This window comes from Enterobacter sp. NFIX59 (assembly GCF_900113755.1).
GTDB classification, from domain to species: Bacteria; Pseudomonadota; Gammaproteobacteria; order Enterobacterales; family Enterobacteriaceae; genus Enterobacter; species Enterobacter pseudoroggenkampii.
The window spans coordinates 1,012,376-1,029,097 of the sequence record NZ_FOQN01000001.1 but is presented as its reverse complement, the minus strand read 5'-3'; the positions used below and the strand labels follow the sequence as shown (position 1 = coordinate 1,029,097).

General features: G+C 56.2%; 15 protein-coding genes and 1 riboswitch. Of the genes, 4 read left to right on the top strand and 11 right to left on the bottom strand.

Features of this window, described 5'->3' with window-relative positions:
• Positions 1 to 56: 56 nt before the first annotated feature.
• Positions 57 to 962: a LysR substrate-binding domain-containing protein gene (locus tag BM007_RS05060; protein WP_048989940.1), complete on the top strand. Its 906-nt coding sequence runs from the start codon at positions 57 to 59 to the stop codon at positions 960 to 962.
• A 47-nt stretch (positions 963 to 1,009) separates the two neighbouring features.
• Here BM007_RS05060 and cobO read toward each other — a convergent pair whose 3' ends face one another.
• The 10 genes from cobO to glmS all read right to left on the bottom strand — a co-directional run bounded on the left by cobO (position 1,010) and on the right by glmS (position 12,091).
• Entirely contained in the window at positions 1,010 to 1,612 is a 603-nt protein-coding gene (gene cobO / locus BM007_RS05055; protein WP_090417476.1) for a cob(I)yrinic acid a,c-diamide adenosyltransferase, read from the bottom strand.
• A gap of 9 nt (positions 1,613 to 1,621) precedes the next feature.
• Positions 1,622 to 3,274, bottom strand: coding sequence for a class I fumarate hydratase (locus BM007_RS05050; protein WP_090417475.1), 1,653 nt, complete (start codon positions 3,272 to 3,274; stop codon positions 1,622 to 1,624).
• 72 nt (positions 3,275 to 3,346) lie between these two features.
• Positions 3,347 to 4,348, bottom strand: a complete 1,002-nt coding sequence (gene glsA, locus BM007_RS05045; RefSeq protein WP_061715612.1) for a glutaminase A — start codon at positions 4,346 to 4,348, stop codon at positions 3,347 to 3,349.
• A gap of 54 nt (positions 4,349 to 4,402) precedes the next feature.
• Positions 4,403 to 5,695, bottom strand: coding sequence for a dicarboxylate/amino acid:cation symporter (locus tag BM007_RS05040; RefSeq protein ID WP_090417473.1), 1,293 nt, complete (start codon positions 5,693 to 5,695; stop codon positions 4,403 to 4,405).
• Positions 5,696 to 5,860: 165 nt separating this feature from the next.
• Positions 5,861 to 6,178: a DUF4387 domain-containing protein gene (locus BM007_RS05035; RefSeq protein ID WP_024907737.1), complete on the bottom strand. Its 318-nt coding sequence runs from the start codon at positions 6,176 to 6,178 to the stop codon at positions 5,861 to 5,863.
• On the bottom strand, positions 6,175 to 7,545 hold the full coding sequence (locus BM007_RS05030) for an acyclic terpene utilization AtuA family protein (RefSeq protein ID WP_048989929.1): 1,371 nt from the start codon (positions 7,543 to 7,545) through the stop codon (positions 6,175 to 6,177). The genes BM007_RS05035 and BM007_RS05030 overlap by 4 nt, the downstream gene beginning before the upstream one ends.
• Positions 7,546 to 7,548: 3 nt before the next feature.
• Positions 7,549 to 8,790: a methylaspartate ammonia-lyase gene (locus tag BM007_RS05025; RefSeq protein WP_024907735.1), complete on the bottom strand. Its 1,242-nt coding sequence runs from the start codon at positions 8,788 to 8,790 to the stop codon at positions 7,549 to 7,551.
• Complete coding sequence (locus tag BM007_RS05020; RefSeq protein ID WP_024907734.1) at positions 8,790 to 10,235, bottom strand: methylaspartate mutase subunit E; 1,446 nt, start codon at positions 10,233 to 10,235, stop codon at positions 8,790 to 8,792. The genes BM007_RS05025 and BM007_RS05020 overlap by 1 nt, the downstream gene beginning before the upstream one ends.
• Positions 10,236 to 10,253: 18 nt before the next feature.
• The gene (gene glmL / locus BM007_RS05015; protein WP_024907733.1) at positions 10,254 to 11,642 is read right to left on the bottom strand and encodes a methylaspartate mutase accessory protein GlmL; all 1,389 of its coding nucleotides are present in this window, start codon (positions 11,640 to 11,642) and stop codon (positions 10,254 to 10,256) included.
• Positions 11,642 to 12,091 carry a methylaspartate mutase subunit S gene (glmS, locus tag BM007_RS05010; protein WP_024907732.1) on the bottom strand — a complete coding sequence of 150 codons (450 nt, stop codon included), beginning with the start codon at positions 12,089 to 12,091 and terminating at the stop codon, positions 11,642 to 11,644. Before glmS ends, glmL begins: the two co-directional genes overlap by 1 nt.
• A gap of 518 nt (positions 12,092 to 12,609) precedes the next feature.
• Between glmS and cobA the strand changes: the two genes are divergently transcribed.
• From cobA to BM007_RS04995, 3 genes are read left to right on the top strand one after another with little or no spacing between them, the layout of a single operon-like run.
• Entirely contained in the window at positions 12,610 to 13,380 is a 771-nt protein-coding gene (cobA, locus tag BM007_RS05005; RefSeq protein WP_090417471.1) for a uroporphyrinogen-III C-methyltransferase, read from the top strand.
• Between the two features lie 38 nt (positions 13,381 to 13,418).
• Positions 13,419 to 14,489 carry a threonine-phosphate decarboxylase CobD gene (gene cobD / locus BM007_RS05000; RefSeq protein WP_090417469.1) on the top strand — a complete coding sequence of 357 codons (1,071 nt, stop codon included), beginning with the start codon at positions 13,419 to 13,421 and terminating at the stop codon, positions 14,487 to 14,489.
• Between the two features lie 4 nt (positions 14,490 to 14,493).
• On the top strand, positions 14,494 to 15,141 hold the full coding sequence (locus BM007_RS04995; RefSeq protein WP_090417467.1) for a precorrin-2 dehydrogenase/sirohydrochlorin ferrochelatase family protein: 648 nt from the start codon (positions 14,494 to 14,496) through the stop codon (positions 15,139 to 15,141).
• Here BM007_RS04995 and BM007_RS04990 read toward each other — a convergent pair.
• The gene (locus BM007_RS04990) at positions 15,133 to 15,999 is read right to left on the bottom strand and encodes a GHMP family kinase ATP-binding protein (RefSeq protein ID WP_090417465.1); all 867 of its coding nucleotides are present in this window, start codon (positions 15,997 to 15,999) and stop codon (positions 15,133 to 15,135) included. The two genes, BM007_RS04995 and BM007_RS04990, sit on opposite strands and share 9 nt — an antisense overlap.
• Positions 16,000 to 16,452: 453 nt before the next feature.
• Positions 16,453 to 16,629, top strand: a riboswitch (cobalamin riboswitch).
• The last annotated feature ends 93 nt before the right edge of the window (positions 16,630 to 16,722 follow it).

Below are 16,722 nucleotides of genomic sequence, written 5' to 3'. Positions count from 1 at the left end.
AGCAGGGTTTATTCGCTTCAAAAAATTACTGTTACCCACCATGAATGGAAGACATGATGAGAGGAAAAATCCCCAAGAGCGAGCTGCTGGTGACGTTCGAAGTTGTGGCGCGTCACGAAAGCTATACCCGCGCGGCAGAAGAGCTGGCGTTAACGCAGAGTGCAGTGTTCAGACAGGTGACGGCCCTGGAGGAGTTTTTACACACCTCATTATTCAATCATGCCAAAAAGCGGATTTTTCTGAATGCAGCAGGCAAGCATTATTTGAATATCGTCAAAGAGACGCTTAATAAGCTGGAACGCGATACAAATATGATAATGTCCTGGCAGCCTGCCGTTCAGGTTGTGGAGCTGGCGGTAAATCCCACCTTCAGTACGCATTGGCTGATCCCTAATTTATGGGAGTTTAATAAATTAAATCCTGATATTATTGTTAACATTCACTCGCTGGCCAATATCGGCGATTTTTTAAATCGTGAATACGATGCGGCTATTATGCGCGCCGATTTTTGTCCCCCGTGGTCGGAAGTCGATTATTTATTTGAAGAGGAGATCCTGCCGGTATGCAGCCGAAGCTTGCTCCCCAGCGCGGAGCAGAAGCTGGGGGTTGAGGAGCTGCTCAGTGAGTTTCCGCTGTTACACCAAAGCACTCGCATCAATGGCTGGCAGGAGTGGTTTGCGCTGTCCGGTATCACCAGTCCGGACGTGAACCTTGGCCCGCGCTTTGACCTCCTCTCGATGCTGATTGCCGCAGTACGATCGAATCTTGGGGTCGCGCTGCTTCCCCGCTTCGCCATCCAGCATGACCTGGACTGCGGCGAGATGGTGATCCCCTGTGATGTTCCTATCCGCACCGGCAACCGCTTCATCATGACGTGGCGGGAGGAAAAGGCTCAGTCCCTGCCGTTACAAACCTTCCGCGAGTGGCTATTACAAAAATCAGTGGTATCGCCGGCCGCGTAATAACACCGGATGGCGGCAGTGCGGCGCGCCATCCGGTACCGACACGCTTACCAGTCAATGCCCTCCTGCGCCTGAATACCGCTGTCAAATGCGTGTTTTACCGGGCGCATTTCGCTGACCGTGTCGGCAAGCGCCAGTAACTGCGAGTGACAGCCGCGTCCGGTGACGATCACGGTCTGCTGCGCCGGACGGTTCTCAACTGCCGCGATCACCTCCTGAGTATCCAGATAGTGATAAGCCAGCATATAGGTGAGCTCATCGAGAACCACCAGGTCGTAGCTCGGGTCAGCCAGCATGCGCTTGCTCTCCTGCCACACCGCCGCTGCGGCCTGAATATCCGTCTCCCGGTTTTGTGTCTCCCAGGTAAAGCCGGTGCCCATAATGTGGAACTCGACGCCGAGCGGATGCAGGGTGTTGTATTCACCATTATCCCACTGGCCTTTAATAAACTGCGCGACGCCAACGGTTTTACCGTGGCCGACGGCACGCGTCGCCGTACCGAAGGCGGCGGTGGACTTGCCTTTTCCGTTGCCGGTGAAGACGATCAGAATGCCTTTCTTCTCTGTTGCCGCCGCCACGCGGATATCAACCTGCTCTTTGCGCTTTTGCTGTCGTTGGCGGTGTTTTTCTGCGTTAGCTCGCGCTTCCATAGTGGCTCCTTAATGTCCCGCAGGGCAGGATGCACAGCGATGCTGCTGCTCAAACTGGCTGAAGAAATTATTCCCTTTGTCGTCAACCAGCACAAAGGCGGGCAGATTCTCGACCTCCATCATCCATACCGCCTCCATGCCCAGTTCGGGATACTCAAGGCAGCGCAGGCTTTTCACATACTGCTGCGCCAGCAGCGCCGCCGCACCGCCGATGCTGCCGAGGTTGAAGCCGCCGTGCTTATGGCAGGCATCGGTAACCTGCTGGCTGCGGTTGCCCTTGGAAAGCATGATCAGGCTTCCGCCCGCGGCCTGGAAAGCATCGACGTAGCCGTCCATCCGCCCGCCGGTGGTCGGACCGAGGGAGCCGCAGGCCTGATTCTCCGGTGTTTTCGCCGGACCGGCGTAATAGACGATATGGTTTTTCATGTACTCCGGCATCGGCTCGCCGTTATCCAGCCGGGCTTTGATTTTTGCGTGAACAATATCGCGTGCGACCACGATAGGGCCGCTTAACGACAGCCGGGTGCCGATCGGCAGGGCAGACATATCGCGCAGGATCTCGCGCAGCGGGCGGTTCAGGTTGATCTGTACGGTTCGGGCGTCGTGTTCCTCACGGCTGGCGTCGGGGATATATTTCCCTGGGTTATGTTCCAGCTTCTCCAGCCAGATACCGTGCTTGTTGATTTTCGCTTTGATATTTCGGTCGGCGGAGCAGGAGAGCGCCATGGCGACAGGGCAGGAGCCGCCGTGACGCGGCAGGCGGATGACGCGAATATCGTGCGCGAAATACTTGCCGCCAAACTGGGCACCGATGCCGAATTCGCGGCTGGCGTTGAGCAGCGTGGATTCCAGCGCCGTATCGCGGAACGCCTGGCCCAGCTCGTTCCCGCTGGTGGGCAGGTTGTCATAATATTTTGTTGAGGCCAGCTTCGCCACCTTCAGCGCCTGGTCGGCAGAGAGGCCGCCGACCACAAAGGCAATGTGATACGGTGGACAGGCCGCGGTACCGAGCGACTTCATCTTCTCGATCAGGAACGCGGTGAGCTTCTCCGGCTGCAGAATCGATTTCGTTTCCTGGAACAGCGCGGCTTTGTTAGCCGATCCGCCGCCTTTATTGACAAACAGGAAGCGATATTCGCTCCCCGGCGTCGCGCTGATGTCTATCTGCGCCGGCAGGTTGGTTTGGGTATTAACCTCGGTATACATGTCCAGCGGTGCGTTTTGCGAGTAGCGCAGGTTACACTCGCTAAAGGTGGTATAAATCCCTTTGCTCAGCGTTTCGGCATCATCACCGCCGGTCCAGACGTGCTGGCCTTTGCTCGCCACAACGGTGGCCGTGCCGGTATCCTGACAGTTTGGCAGGACGCCTTTTGCCGACACTTCGGCGTTGCGCAGCAGCTGCAGGGCGACATACTTATCGTTACTGCTGGCCTGCGGGTCGTGCAGAATGCTGGCTATCTGCGTTAAATGTCCGGCGCGCAGGAAGAATGAGGCTTCATAAAAGGCCTGCTGGGCCAACAGGGTCAATGCCTCAGGCGCCACCTTAATGACCTCTTCGCCCTCTAACTCCGTCACCGTAACGTGCTGTGTGCTGAGGAGTTCATATTCCGTCGTATCGTTACTCTGAACAAACAGTTCCTGCCAGACAAATGGTTTAGACATAGTACTTCTCACTTTGTGGTTGTTTTTGCCGGGCGCTGGCGCAGCTGCCGCGCCCGGCTGACAAAATCACAGTCAATGGGCTAAAAAGAGGCTGGCCTGCGTCGCCCCGGCAACATACGCAATCGTCTGCTGGGCGCGGACGCTATTCCCGGCGGCATCCAGCGGTGGCGAGTAGACCGCGATGGCGTATTGACCGGGCACGATGGCAACCATGCCGCCGCCGACGCCGCTCTTCGCCGGGATCCCAACGGTGTACAGCCATTTGCCGCTGCCGTCGTACAGCCCGGCAATCGCCATTTCCGCCAGAACCTGCGGCACGTAGCGTTCATTCAGCAGTTGCTTACCGTTGAAAGGCGATTTGCCCTTGTTCGCCAGCACCGCGCCCATTTTGGCGAGCTGCTCAACGGTGATGTCTACGGAACACTGGCGGGTGTAGATTTCGACGGCTTCACGGGTATCGCCATAAAAGCTGTTGTAGGAGGCCATCAGCATCGCCAGCGCCTGGTTATGCTGATTGGTCTCCATTTCCGATTTGAACACCGGCTCGTTGACGGTCAGCGAGGCATCGGCCCACGCGTTCAGGTTATTGAGGATCGTGTTCCAGCGGTCGGTCTTATCTTTCGCCTCAATCAGGCTAACCGTGCTCATCGCCCCCGCATTCACCAGCGGGTTTTCCGGCGCACCTTTGGTCAGCTCAATGGCTAAACCGGAGTTGAAGGGCAGACCGGTCGCACTGGCGCCGAGTTTATCCAGCACCTCCTGCGGACCGCGCTGCTCCATCGCCAACGCCAGGGTGAAAACCTTGCTCAGCGACTCCATTGGAAACGCTTTTTTCACGTCGCCAACCTGGTAAATCTTGCCGTCGACCGTGGCGAGGGTGATGGCGAAATTGTCGGGGCTATAGGTCGCCAGGGCAGGGATGTAGTCGGCGACCTTCCCCTCATGATTACCTTTGAATTTTTGGTGAGCCTGTTCAAGCAGCTGCGTATAGTCCGGCGCGGTTTGCGCCAGCGTGGCAGCGCTAAACATCAGGCTGACGGATAAGAGGCTGACGCCGAAAATGTTTATCTTCATGGGGCTTTCCTGTACATCGGAAGACGAAAGGCCAACCACGGTTGGCCTTTGTAATCAATACATGGCGATTTCAGTTTCTGAAGCAGAGCTTTCTTTGGCCGGAACCTTGCCGCGGCAGCCGGCGCCGAAGTGCTCGCCTTCCCAGCGACCGACGATAGCGGCACCCATTGCGTTACTCATCACGTTGGTGGCGGAACGGCCCATGTCGAGGAACGGATCGACGCCCATCAGCAGAATCAGACCCGCTTCCGGAATGTTGAACTGGTTGAGCGTGGCGGCAATAACCACCATCGATGCGCGCGGCACGCCCGCCATACCTTTAGAGGTCAGCATCAGGATCAGCAGCATGGTGATCTGCTCGCCAATGCTCAGTTCGATGTTGCACGCCTGGGCGATAAACACGGTCGCAAACGAGCAGTAGGCCATTGAGCCGACCAGGTTAAAGGAGTAGCCGATGGGCAGGACAAAGCTGGCAATCCTGGAGGAGACGCCGAATTTTTCCAGTTTGTTCAGCGTGCCCGGGAAAGCCGCTTCTGAACTTGAGGTCGTAAAGGCCAGCAGCGCAGGTTCGAGAATCGCTTTAGTCAGACGACTGATGCACGGACCGACAATCATCGTGGACAGGCCAATCAGAATCGCCCACAGCAGGCCGAGCGTCATGTAGAACTCACCCATGAAAATACCGGCGCTGACCATCACGCCCAGACCGCGTTCGGCAATCAGTCCGGAGATCGCGGCAAATACGGTCAGCGGGGCAAACAGCATGACGTAACCCGTCAGCTTCAGCATCACATGCACCAGAGAGTCGAGCACCTTAATGATGGGGTCGGCTTTCTCACCAATGGCTGCCAGGCTGCAGCCGAGGAAAATCGAGAACACCACGATTTGCAGAATCTCGTTGCGGGCCATCGCATCAACGATGCTGGTCGGTACCGCGTGAGAGATAAACACTTTCAGCGTGAACGGCTCGGACTGAACGGCCGCAACGGCCCCGGCGTCATGGGGAACAAAGTTAATGCCTGCGCCAGGCTGGAAGATGTTGACGATAACCAGCCCCAGGGCGATGGACAGCAGCGAGGCGCAAATAAAGAGGAAAAAGGTTTTGGAGAATATACGGCCAAGCGTTTTAGCATCACCCATTTTGGCTATGCCGACCACCAGGGTGGAAATGACCAGCGGGGCGATAATCATTTTCACCATGCGTAAGAATATGGTAGTGAAAATAGAGATATCCTGTGCGTACGTTTTTGCTGTATCTGCTGATGCCATATTATTAATGACCACCCCGGCAATCATGCCGAGTATCAAACCTAATATGATCATTTTCGTTAAGCTTATTTTTTTCATGTTTACTCCATCGGATAAAGGTTGGTTAATGTGTAGGGTCGCGTGCGCCTGAGCCCTGATGAACCGCTCAGACGCACGTTTGTTGTGACCAACCGCATGAATTATCTGGAATACAGTGATACAGCAAATATCTATATCCCAATGGACGTTGTTGTATTTGTAGTGTTACAGATCAAACTCGATACTTAATAACGGTGCATGCTGCTGGGCACCATAGACATCATTGTCACCGACGTTACCGGAGATAATATCGCGAGGCATGACGATTTTGACCGCATTGGCCGGATCGAACCAGATAATGCGATGAATAAAGTCAGGCTTAACGTTATATAAACGGGCAATAAGCTGCGGCGTTAATTGCTCCGAGGCTTTTACCCGCTGATAGTCTTCACGCGTTTTAAATAAAATATCCAGAACCAGCTCATACGGTCCGGCGTTTTTAGAACGAATGACCTGCGCCAGTGAGCAAATACCCTGTTTCATAGCTGAACTCCTTCTGGCGTGACCTGCTCGAGGTGGAAATCAAAACGCAGCGCGTCGCTCGCTTCGATCAGGTGGTAGATTGAGAACTCATACACCGGGCCGCTCTGAATGTCGGAAGGGGAGAACGGGAACGCGAGATTGCCCGCTGTTGCGATCCGGTTTTCATAGCCGTAGTGCAGCAGGGTAGAGCGCACCAGCGAACAGACGCTGTTGGCGATATCCTGGGTGGGGGCCACTACGTCCAGCAAAATACCCAGTTCGTGCCCGGCGGACTGCATCGGCTCATGGTTGCCCATCACGCCATTCTTTCCGTACAGGTGGAACGTCATGCGGATGCTGTCGTCATTCAGCGAGAGGTTGCGCTTCACGCTGACCTGCACTTCTTCGAGGATATTATCGATCCCGGCAATCATGATCGGGTCGCGCGTACCGGCAATGGTCAGACAGCGGAAGCCGACCCGGCGGGCGCCTTCCAGCTTCAGCGCGTACGGCGTTTCTTCGTGGCGGGAACCGCTGACGTACACTTCGCCCTCGTTGACCGCTTTGAAGCTGCACCCTTTCAGGTTCAGGACGCCGCCCGGCCCCGGCAGGAAGTACGGATCAGATTTCTCGTACAGGGTGTGCGCCGCCGCCGACGTTTCGGTGAATTTACGCTTCGGGTTAAACGTTTTCAGCGTAAAGCCGTTATCGTCAATGATGCCCATCGCGCAGTCGGAGCCGGACCCCGGCGTAGCGGCAATCGCCGCGCACTCGAGGATCTTACCGCAGTGCAGCGCCAGACCTTCATCGAAGCCCTGCATGATGGGCAGCGCGGCAAAGCAGGCCGGATCGTACGCCCGTCCGCCCAGCACCACCTGCGCCCCGGCCGCCAGCGCCCGCTGGAAAGGCTCGATACCCATCTGCGCCACGATATAGGTGCTCTCTTCGATAGCCTCGTGGGTCAGTTCCGGAACGAAATCCAGGGCGGTGATTTTCCCGTCATCCAGCGCCTGATGCACGGTGGCTTTATCGACATCCGACGGGATCAGCGCCATGGAGAATGAGAGTTTCTCTTCCTGAGCAATCTCAAGGATTATCTGGCGGCACCACTCCAGATGAGGCGCGGCGCCGGACCCACCGGCGGTACCGATCACCACCGGAATGTTGTGCTTAACGCCAGCCACGATCATATAGCGCAGATCGCGTTTTACCCCCGCCCGGTCGGTGAAAGGCTTACCTGCCCCCAGGTAGTGGGGGCCAGGGTCGGAAGAGCCTGCGTCGACCGCAATAAGATCCGGCGACGCTTCCATGGCCTTCCGAAAGCTCTCTTCCGGGAAGCCATAGCCCAGGATAGCCGTTGGCGATAAGATCTTAAATGTACGTGCCATCTTTTAATCCTTAGTCTGCAACAGTGCGATGGTGCGGTTCATTTCGTTAAACACGATGTTAAGACCTTCATCGAAGCCCATGCCCGGTTTGATCAGCATGCGCATCGGGCGAGCGGCGAGGGCCACGTGCACGCAGGTGCGGGCGCTGATTTCCGTTTCGTTACAGGTACCGCCCTGATAGGCTTCCATGCCGTGCTTGTTGCAATACAGCACCGCATCAACGATGTTGTGAATACCGCCCAGGTCCGGGGTTTTAATCTGCACCATGTGGCAGCTGCCCGCATCGGTGAAGTCCACAATGTCCTGATAGGTGTTACACCACTCATCGGCAACGATTTTCACGCCGGAACCCAGACGCATCAGCTCGTGGGTGATGGCGGTCAGCAGGCGGATCTGATCCGGCTTGTTACCCGCATCCACCGGCCCTTCAATGTACAGCGGCAGGCCCTGGGCCTCTTTTTCGAGGCTGGCGATATAGGCGGCGCAACGTACCGGATCCATATCGAAAATCAGACCGATGGTGCCGTACACGTCAATGTGCAGCGTCGGGCGATAGCGCGGGCTGGTGCGCAGGCTCAGGATGCGGTCGGATAACCAGCGTACATATTCCCGCAGTTTTTCCCCTTTCAGGCCCAGCTTCTCTTCCACGTTGTTGATAAGCGCATGTGGCAGTACGTCAACGCCTTTGAGGATCATCTTGTCGACGGCGATATAGCGGTCGTCGCCGCTCTGACCAAATAACGGAATGGCCTCCGGAACGCACGGCAGCTGCCATTCATCACACACGACTTCCGTTTTCAGGCGGCCGGTCGCCAGTGCCGCCGCGTCGAGCAGCGCCTGCGACAGACCATAGCGTACGGCGGTATGCAGCAGATGGCCGTCTATACGCAGTTCGTCAAAGAAACGGGCATTCGTCAGGAACCGGTCAACGTCACGGCCTTCCAGCAGCGGCTTGATGTGATCGTTGAGGAACGGAATGAAGTGTTCAGCCAGGAACAGCGGGTCACGACCGCCTGCCCCTGAATATTGCACCGCTGCACAATCGCCCACCGCCACCGCGCCGTTTTCCAGAATCAGCTGTACGGATACGCATTCACCCGCCTGACGAACGGACGTAAATCCAGGCGTTACCGGATTGCCGGTATAGATAAACCCGTCATGACCGGCGCCGTTTTTGATGGCCTGCTGATCGTCGAAATAGAACGAGGAGTAGCCTGCGGTGAAAAGGGCCTGCTTAATTTTCATTATGGTCTTCCTATTAATTTACTGTGGGATACCGCGTTGATGTCATCAACAACCATCTGGAATGAGGGCTTACGGCCTTCAAAACGCGCGCGCTCGGCGACGTAATCGTGATGCAGGGCGAGGATATCTTTCGGCAGCGGAACCGCACCGGCTTCAAGCACGCGAATGGCACCGGCGTTATCACGCACCGGCAGAATTTTGCCTGCGTTGCAGGAGGCAGGGGCGAACGGTACGTCCAGCACGCCCGCTTCAAACGCCAGCACCGTCCCGCGCGCGACATCGCCGTTGCCCAGTTCGAAGACTTTCTTCAGCACGGCGCGGACTTCGCTCTTAATGAGCTCGACTTCCTGCTCGACGGCGGCGCACGGCGGGAACTTCTGATCGCTGACCATGTTGAGCATCTGACGCGAGGCCTTCAGCCCCTGGGCATTTGCGGCGGCGGTCGGAATACCGAACGCCTCGTGCGGGCTCTTGGTGATCACTTTGGTCGCCCCGGACATACCGGCAACCGCTGCGCCCCAGGAGATAATGGCAAACGCTTTCGACTCATCTTCCGGGAAGCCGCCCATCCACTGGTGGAAGACGGTACTCAGCTCGTAATCGTCAAAGCCGTGGTTATGGAAATATTCGTGGGACAGCTCGCGCAGAGCCTGAATCGCGGCGATATCCTGCGTCAGGCTACCGACCTGGCCGTAGCCGACGGTAATTGACTTCACGCCCTGCTCCAGCGCCAGCAGACCTTCGATAATCGCCACCGAGTGGGACACAAACGGCGGGATCAGGGTGCCGGTCAGCGGGCCAAACGGTTCACGGTTAATGCGAATGCCGTTCTCCTCGTACAGGCCCATCAGGCGGTCGCAGTACTGCCAGTCGCGGATAGATTTTTCCAGAGTGACGCGCTTGGCGTACGGAATGTTGTAGGAGATACCGCCGCCTTCATAGCTGGTAAAGCCGCTGGCCATCGCGATCTCCGCCAGCAGGCGCGCATCCGGCGTGCCGTGACGTACCTGAATCGGTTTCTCCAGCGCTTCAGTCATGCGGCGGCAGGCGGCGACGCCGTGGTTAACGACCGGTAAGCCGTTAAGTTTGGAGGTGCCCGCTTCGATGGATTTTTGGATCCCTACCGCCGCCTCTTCATAGCGATTCAGACGGGTGTAGGCATCGATGGTACTGGGCAGCAAATCGCAATCTTCCTGCAGCGTTTTGAGCAGGGCGATATGTTCATCCATCAGCGCTACGCCTGCGCGCGGCTGGCTCAGGGTTTTACCTTCCTGGTCCGCCTTCAGTAGGGCGTGAGAAAAGCGTTTTTGCTCAGGAATGGTTTGCTGGTACTTCACGCCATCTTCGAAGTTCTCAACGTCCTTGCCGGTTTGCCAGGTCTGCAAGACCTGTTGCCGCTCAGTCATGAATTCGTCATGGGTTAGCTTTTTATTTCGAAGTTCCATTCGTTGCTGCCTTAGGTTTTATAGGGTTAAACATTGAATACTGGTGCGAGCCGCCGCCTGCGGGTCCAGCCTGGCGACGTTCGCCAGCAGAGGAAGCAGACCTTTTGCATCGCGGTAATAGTCAAACTGCCCGGGTAAAAGAACGCGTCTGCTGCTGTCGTCCAGCTCGCGGTACTTCAGCCAGCGGTGAATATCGAACTGGCTGGCGCGGGAGAGCCATCCCCCGGAACCCACCACTTTGCGCACGGTGGTCAGATCGCGCCCCATCTGCAAATCGACGTTGCCTACGCAGGTACAGACCTGTTTTTTGGTGCCGGCATGGCGCTCGCTGGCGTACCCCACGCACAGCCCGGCCAGCAGCGTGTCGAAATGCTTTTCTTCTTCGGTAGCAGGGAGGTAGTCCGGATGCGCGACCAGATGGCGCAGATAGCCATAGAACGCTTCCCTGCGCTGAGGCTGGTGGGCGAACACCGCGTTCACCAGTTCCTGCGTACTCTCGCCAACCACCACCGCCGAGACGCGCATGCCGAGGTCGCCCTCTACGGTGCGTTTCACAAACGGCTCAGGCACGCCGTGCAGGACGGTATCCGGGGAGAGCATGTTGGCGCTGGCGGAATAGACGTCGGTGGTGGCTCCGCCCATGTCGATCAGCATGAATTCTTTCCACGCGCTGTCGATGTCGCTTATCGCTTTCACCAGCTCGTAGACGGTCCACGGCGTGGGCATCGGCTCTTCGCCGGTTTCCCCGACGATAACGTCCAGCCCTTTCCCCTTCACGATGCGGGAGAGAAAGACATCGCAGATAGCCTTGCGGGCGGCATACGGATTCGGGTGATCGAGGTCAGGCAAAACGTTGTCGACCACGATCAGATCTTTGTGGCCAAGAATGGCCTGCACGTCGTCCTGAATATCGCGATTTCCGGCGTAAATAATGGCGCAGTCCAGCGTTGACGCTGCCAGCGCGCGGGCATTGGCAAGTCCGTAGCTCTCTTCGCCGCCGTCCGTACCGCCCGTGAACAGCAGAATGTCCGGCGGGGAGTCCTCCAGCGCCTGGATATCGTGACGGTTCAGTTTGTACGAGTAGTACTGGGCGATTTTGGCACCCGCTGAATGGGCGGTGACTTTGGCTGATTCCAGGGTTATTGACGGCACCAGACCCATTGCGGCAACGGCGAGCCCGCCTTTTGCCGACGACGAGTATTTCAGCGTAACGTCCCCGCTGTTCAGCAACGGTCGCGCATCGGCAACGTTTAGCACCTGGTTCAGGCTGGTAAAGAAACCCTCCGCCAGATGGTGGGTCGTCGTCGGGGTCAGAACGTGGTTGACCAACGTTAGCGCATCACCCTCCGGCGTGAAGAGCGCGGCTTTGGTCCACGTCGAACCAATGTCGACTGAGACGATTTGCATCAGAAGCCCTCTTCAAGACAGAGCTCTTCAACGCGCTGACGCTGTTGTATATCGTTCGCCATCAGCTGACAGACGTCCTCCAGGTCGTGGCTCGGAGCGAACACGCGGTTGAAACCCATCTCTTTGAATTTGGCTTCGACATCGGCGAAATCGTGCTTACCCACGACCAGGTTACCGCCAACAAAAAGCAGAATGTCGCCGATACCGCGTTCGATGCAGCGCTCGCGCAGCCCCAGGCAGTCGATGTCGCCATGGCCGTAGATGGATGAAACGACAATAGCATCAGCACCCGTTTCGATGGCCGCATCAATATATTCATCCTGGCTCACCATCACACCAAGATTGATGACGTGAAAATCATGGGAAGTAAAAACACGATCCAGAACTTTATTGCCTACCGCATGGCAGTCAGCACCAATGACGCCAATAACAAGTGTTGATTTCTTCATGGGTAATCCTCTGTAGGGCTGATAGTGAAAATAAAATGGGTATTAAAAACGGTTAATGTACATTGGGTCTGTTAATGGTGTTGGAGTGTGTTTTGAAGGCGAAAGGGATGCAATTGATCTATTTTCAAAAAATCCTTCCAAAAATGATGATGGTAACGATGTTGCATTGAAAAATGTTTTATATCAGTTACTTGTGTGCGATTTATTTTAGGGTTGATATTTATCTGTAAACGTCGCTGACAAAACCATTTTAATATTTGTGATCGCGCGCCTGTTTTATTGCTGAAGGCGATTTATATGTTTTTTTAAGCATGATGACCAAAGCAATAATGTCGTAATGGCAGAGGGAAGACGGTATTCACTGTTTTATTGATATTGGTCATAAACGCCATTCGTAAAATTAAGAAAGAGTGATAAATACATCAAATTTTTGACGTGTGGAGGGGATGTATAATTCAGCACTAATTTTAATTACCCGCTTTCTTGCGTCTTTAAATATTTAATCTGAGGATATAACGATGAGTAAAGGGAAGGTTTGGCTTGTAGGGGCAGGGCCTGGCGATGCGTCTTTGATTACGGTAAAAGGTCTGCACTGTATCCGCCATGCGGAGGTGATTGTTCACGATCGCCTGGTAAACCCTGAACTTCTGGCTCAGGCTCCGGCAGGCTGTCTGATTATTGATGTCGGTAAAACCCCAAGCCATCATCCGGTGCCTCAGGAACAAATCAATACCCTGCTGGTCAAGCATGCCGGGGAAGGGCGCCAGGTGGTGCGCCTGAAAGGCGGGGACCCCTACGTTTTTGGCCGCGGGGGCGAAGAGGCCGAGCAGCTGGCGAAAGCCGGCCTGACGTTCGAAATTGTGCCGGGGATCAGTTCCGCGATTGGCGGACTGGCCTATGCCGGGATCCCGGTCACGCACCGTCATTACGCCTCCAGCTTTCATATTGTGACCGGTCATATGTGCCAGGGGAACGACCCGCAAAACTGGCATGCCCTGGCGCAAATCAACGGAACGCTGATCGTTCTGATGGGAATGACGCGGCTGACGGAAATCTGCCAGCAGCTCATCGAGGGAGGCATGTCCGCTGAAACGCCGGTGGCGGTGGTGATGTATGCCAGCCAGTCGCGTCAGCAGATCGCCAAAGGTACGCTGACCGATATCCACCTCGAGGTTGAACGTCAAAAACTGCATGCTCCGGCGCTTATCGTCATCGGTGAGGTGGTCAGCCTGCAGGAGATACTGGCGTTTACCGCATCACATATCGCGCTGAATCAGGTTGTGGTCTGATGTTATCCTGACATTTTCGAAATGGACGAGTGAAACGAATGAGTGAGCATGGTGGTAACGTTCTGGAAACGGGGCTGCAGTTGGGGATCGATCCCGAGCTGCTGGTGGACTTTAGCGCGAACATCAATCCGTTAGGGCTGCCCGATCGCGTCAGGTCGCTCATTGTGTCCCATCTGGATATCATCATGCAGTACCCGGACGTTGAATACCGCCATCTTCACCAGGCGCTGGCCACCGCCAGCCGGTGTGACTATGACCAGACGATTGCCGGGAATGGCGAAACGGAGCTGATCTATGGCCTGGTGCGAACGCTTGCCCCTCGCCGGGCGATGCTGCTGGTACCGGGCTTCGCCGAATATCGCCGGGCATTACAGCAGCAGGGTTGCGAGATAATTGACTATGCGCTGAGTGAGCAGAACGGGTTCCAGGTGGATGTTTCCATACTGGACGCCGTTCGCGCGCACAGGCCCGATTGCCTGTTCATCGCGACGCCAAACAACCCTACCGGACTCATGCCTGATGCCGGTCTTCTCGACCGGCTGGCCTCGCTGTGCGAATCGCTGCAGATTGCGCTGATTGTGGATGAGGCGTTCATCGATTTTCTGCCGCAGGGCTCCACGCTGGCGCCGCGGCTGGCGGAGTCACGCTATCTTTACCTGCTGCGATCCCTGACCAAGTTTTTTGCTATTCCCGGGCTGCGCCTTGGGTATCTGCTGAGCGGCAATACGCAAACCATTCACCAGCTGAAACGCACCCGTGAGCCCTGGTCCGTGAATGCCTTCTCGGCGCTTGTGGGGCAACATTTGCTGTCGGATGAGGACTATATTGCTCGCAGCCACGCCTTTATCGCCCGGGAGCGGGATTTCCTGTGGCAGGCGATGGCGCGCTTTTCATCGCTGGCGGTCTGGAATCCGCAGGCCAACTTTATTTTCTTCCGCTGTCTTCGTCCGGGTTTCGACCTGAAGGCGGCGCTGCTCGGCCATCACATTCTTATCCGCCACTGCGAAAACTATCCAGGGCTCGATCGCGACTACTACCGGATTGCCGTGCGTACCGAGGCGGAGAACCGCCGGTTTATTGCCGCGCTGACTCACGTTTTACAAGGCTAAGGCGATGGACTATTTCCCGATTTTTTGCAACCTGAAGGGGAAACGCTGTCTGATCGTCGGTGGCGGGCAGGTGGCGACGCATAAGGCGAAGGGGCTGCTGGCCGCCGGAGCGGTGCTGCATCTGGTTGCGCCCACCCTGACGCCGGAACTCGCCAGCCTGCACGCGAGCGGTGACATCAAGTGGTTTCCGGCGACGTTTTCGCCGCAGTATCTGCAATCGTGCTGGCTGGTCATTGCCGCGACCAGCGATCCGCAGGTGAACCGTCAGGTCGCCGCAGCCGCCAGCGCGGAGCGTATCTTTTGCAATGTCACGGACGATCCTTCGACTGCCACCTTTATCTCACCGGCCATTATCGACCATTCGCCGGTCATTATTGCGCTGAGCTGCGGGGGCAACGCGCCGGTGTACAGCAAGATCCTCAAAGCGCATGTCGCCGCCCACCTTCCTCCGGGCATGCGGGAAAGCGTGCGGCTGGCGGGGACGCTGCGTGAACGGATTAATCGCGCATGCGGTGACCGGGAGCGCAAGCGTGCATTTTGGGGCGCGTTCTTCCGGCATGCTCCGCTGCAGCAGGCTTTAGCGCAGGAGCACGAGCAAGAGGTCAGACAGCAGGTCGAGTGGCTCATTCAGCACAGGCTGCTGTCAGAGTAGCGTCACGCCGCCTTTTACCATCCGCAGCAGGTGTTGTTCAGGCCAGTGGCGGGTGAGCTGTTTTTTTACCAGCAGCCATTTCACATAATCGACATCGTCTTTATTTCTGTCCAGCATCAGACCCACGACGCTGCCGCTGTGCGCCACGTTTACCCCGTAAATACCGCACTCCTCCACCAGTGAGAGCAGTGCGTCAAAATCCGGTTTAGGCAACAGCGTCTGGCTGGCGATGGCGCTGAGGGTGGCCGCTTCGCCCATCCGATAAGGGTTTTGCGTTATGCAGGACTCCTGGACTTTTCCCCACGCGCGTTCCAGCGCTGGCGCACCGGCCAGTAGCCCCGCCTGACGCGGGATGCGGTGGTAATCTGCCGTACGCAGCGTTTGCGGACTTTCCAGAACGAGCAGGTCGAGAGCGGGCTGGGCGTGGCAGGCGATCTGCGTGGAAGCGTCGTTATGATCGAAAAGGGTCAACTGGCGAAACACGGTGCTGTCGGTGGGTTCGAGCGAAACGCAAAGCATTGCCAGCGTGCTTTCGTCGAGCTGACGCCCCAGATGGTGGGCGGTGGCGACGGCGGTGGCGGCGATATCCGCGGTGCTGCTGGCCATCCCTTTGGCAACCGGGATGGTCGAGTGCACGTCAATGCGGATATCCTGGCTTAGCTGCGCCGGATAATGCCAGTGCTGCAACAATCGCTCGACCATCGCGCGCGACAGCGGGCGTTCATCCGCCACGGGTGAGCCGTGGCTCACCTCAACGGTGCTGTACCATTCGACAGGGCAGGAGACCAGCTTCTCACTGCCCAAAATCCAGCCCTGGATAAGCTCACCGCACGACGCGGGGCATTGCGCAACAGCCACGTTTCCACCTTACTGGTCAGAAATTTCTGGAGCATAGTGTCATGAGGATATTCCTCTTACCTTGATATACCGCAAATTCCGACCTGGATAGTCTCCATATTATTTTGCGATCCTGCTGAACGCGTAATGCATCAATGAAATCACACTGACTTACGTTGAACAGCAATATTATGTTTTTACCGGGCTTTAATATCCTGATGAATTTTGATCACAATAAAATGAAAAAATATCAAGTAGTGCAATAACTTGTCATAGAACAATAAATATTGAGATTTTAAGCGTGATTATCTTTGCTTTTTATTTTTTGTGATAAAACGTTGAGTTATTGAGAAAGGTGTCAATTATTCTGGCGCCACGTTTTACTCAGCATGGTTTTCATTTGTGGTTAAGTATTTGCCTAAGGTGAATTGAAGCGCCGCAAATAGCATTGCTGTTTTGAGAACGAACTCTTTCTCATAATGTAAGCCGACAGGTTTTGCCACATTTGTGGCAGGGAAGGGGGTGACAATCCCCCGCAGCCCCCGCTGCTGTGATGCTGACGACCCCGTAATGACCACTGATCGCGAGATTGGGAAGGACGGGCGAGGAGGACGCTAAGCCAGAAGACCTGCCTGTCGGGAACGTTCAACAACTTCGGTGGGAAGTGGGTTGTACTGATGCATCATACAGTCGAAAGACTGGGACGACGTGTATCTATACCTCCCAACCACCCTGGACAGGATC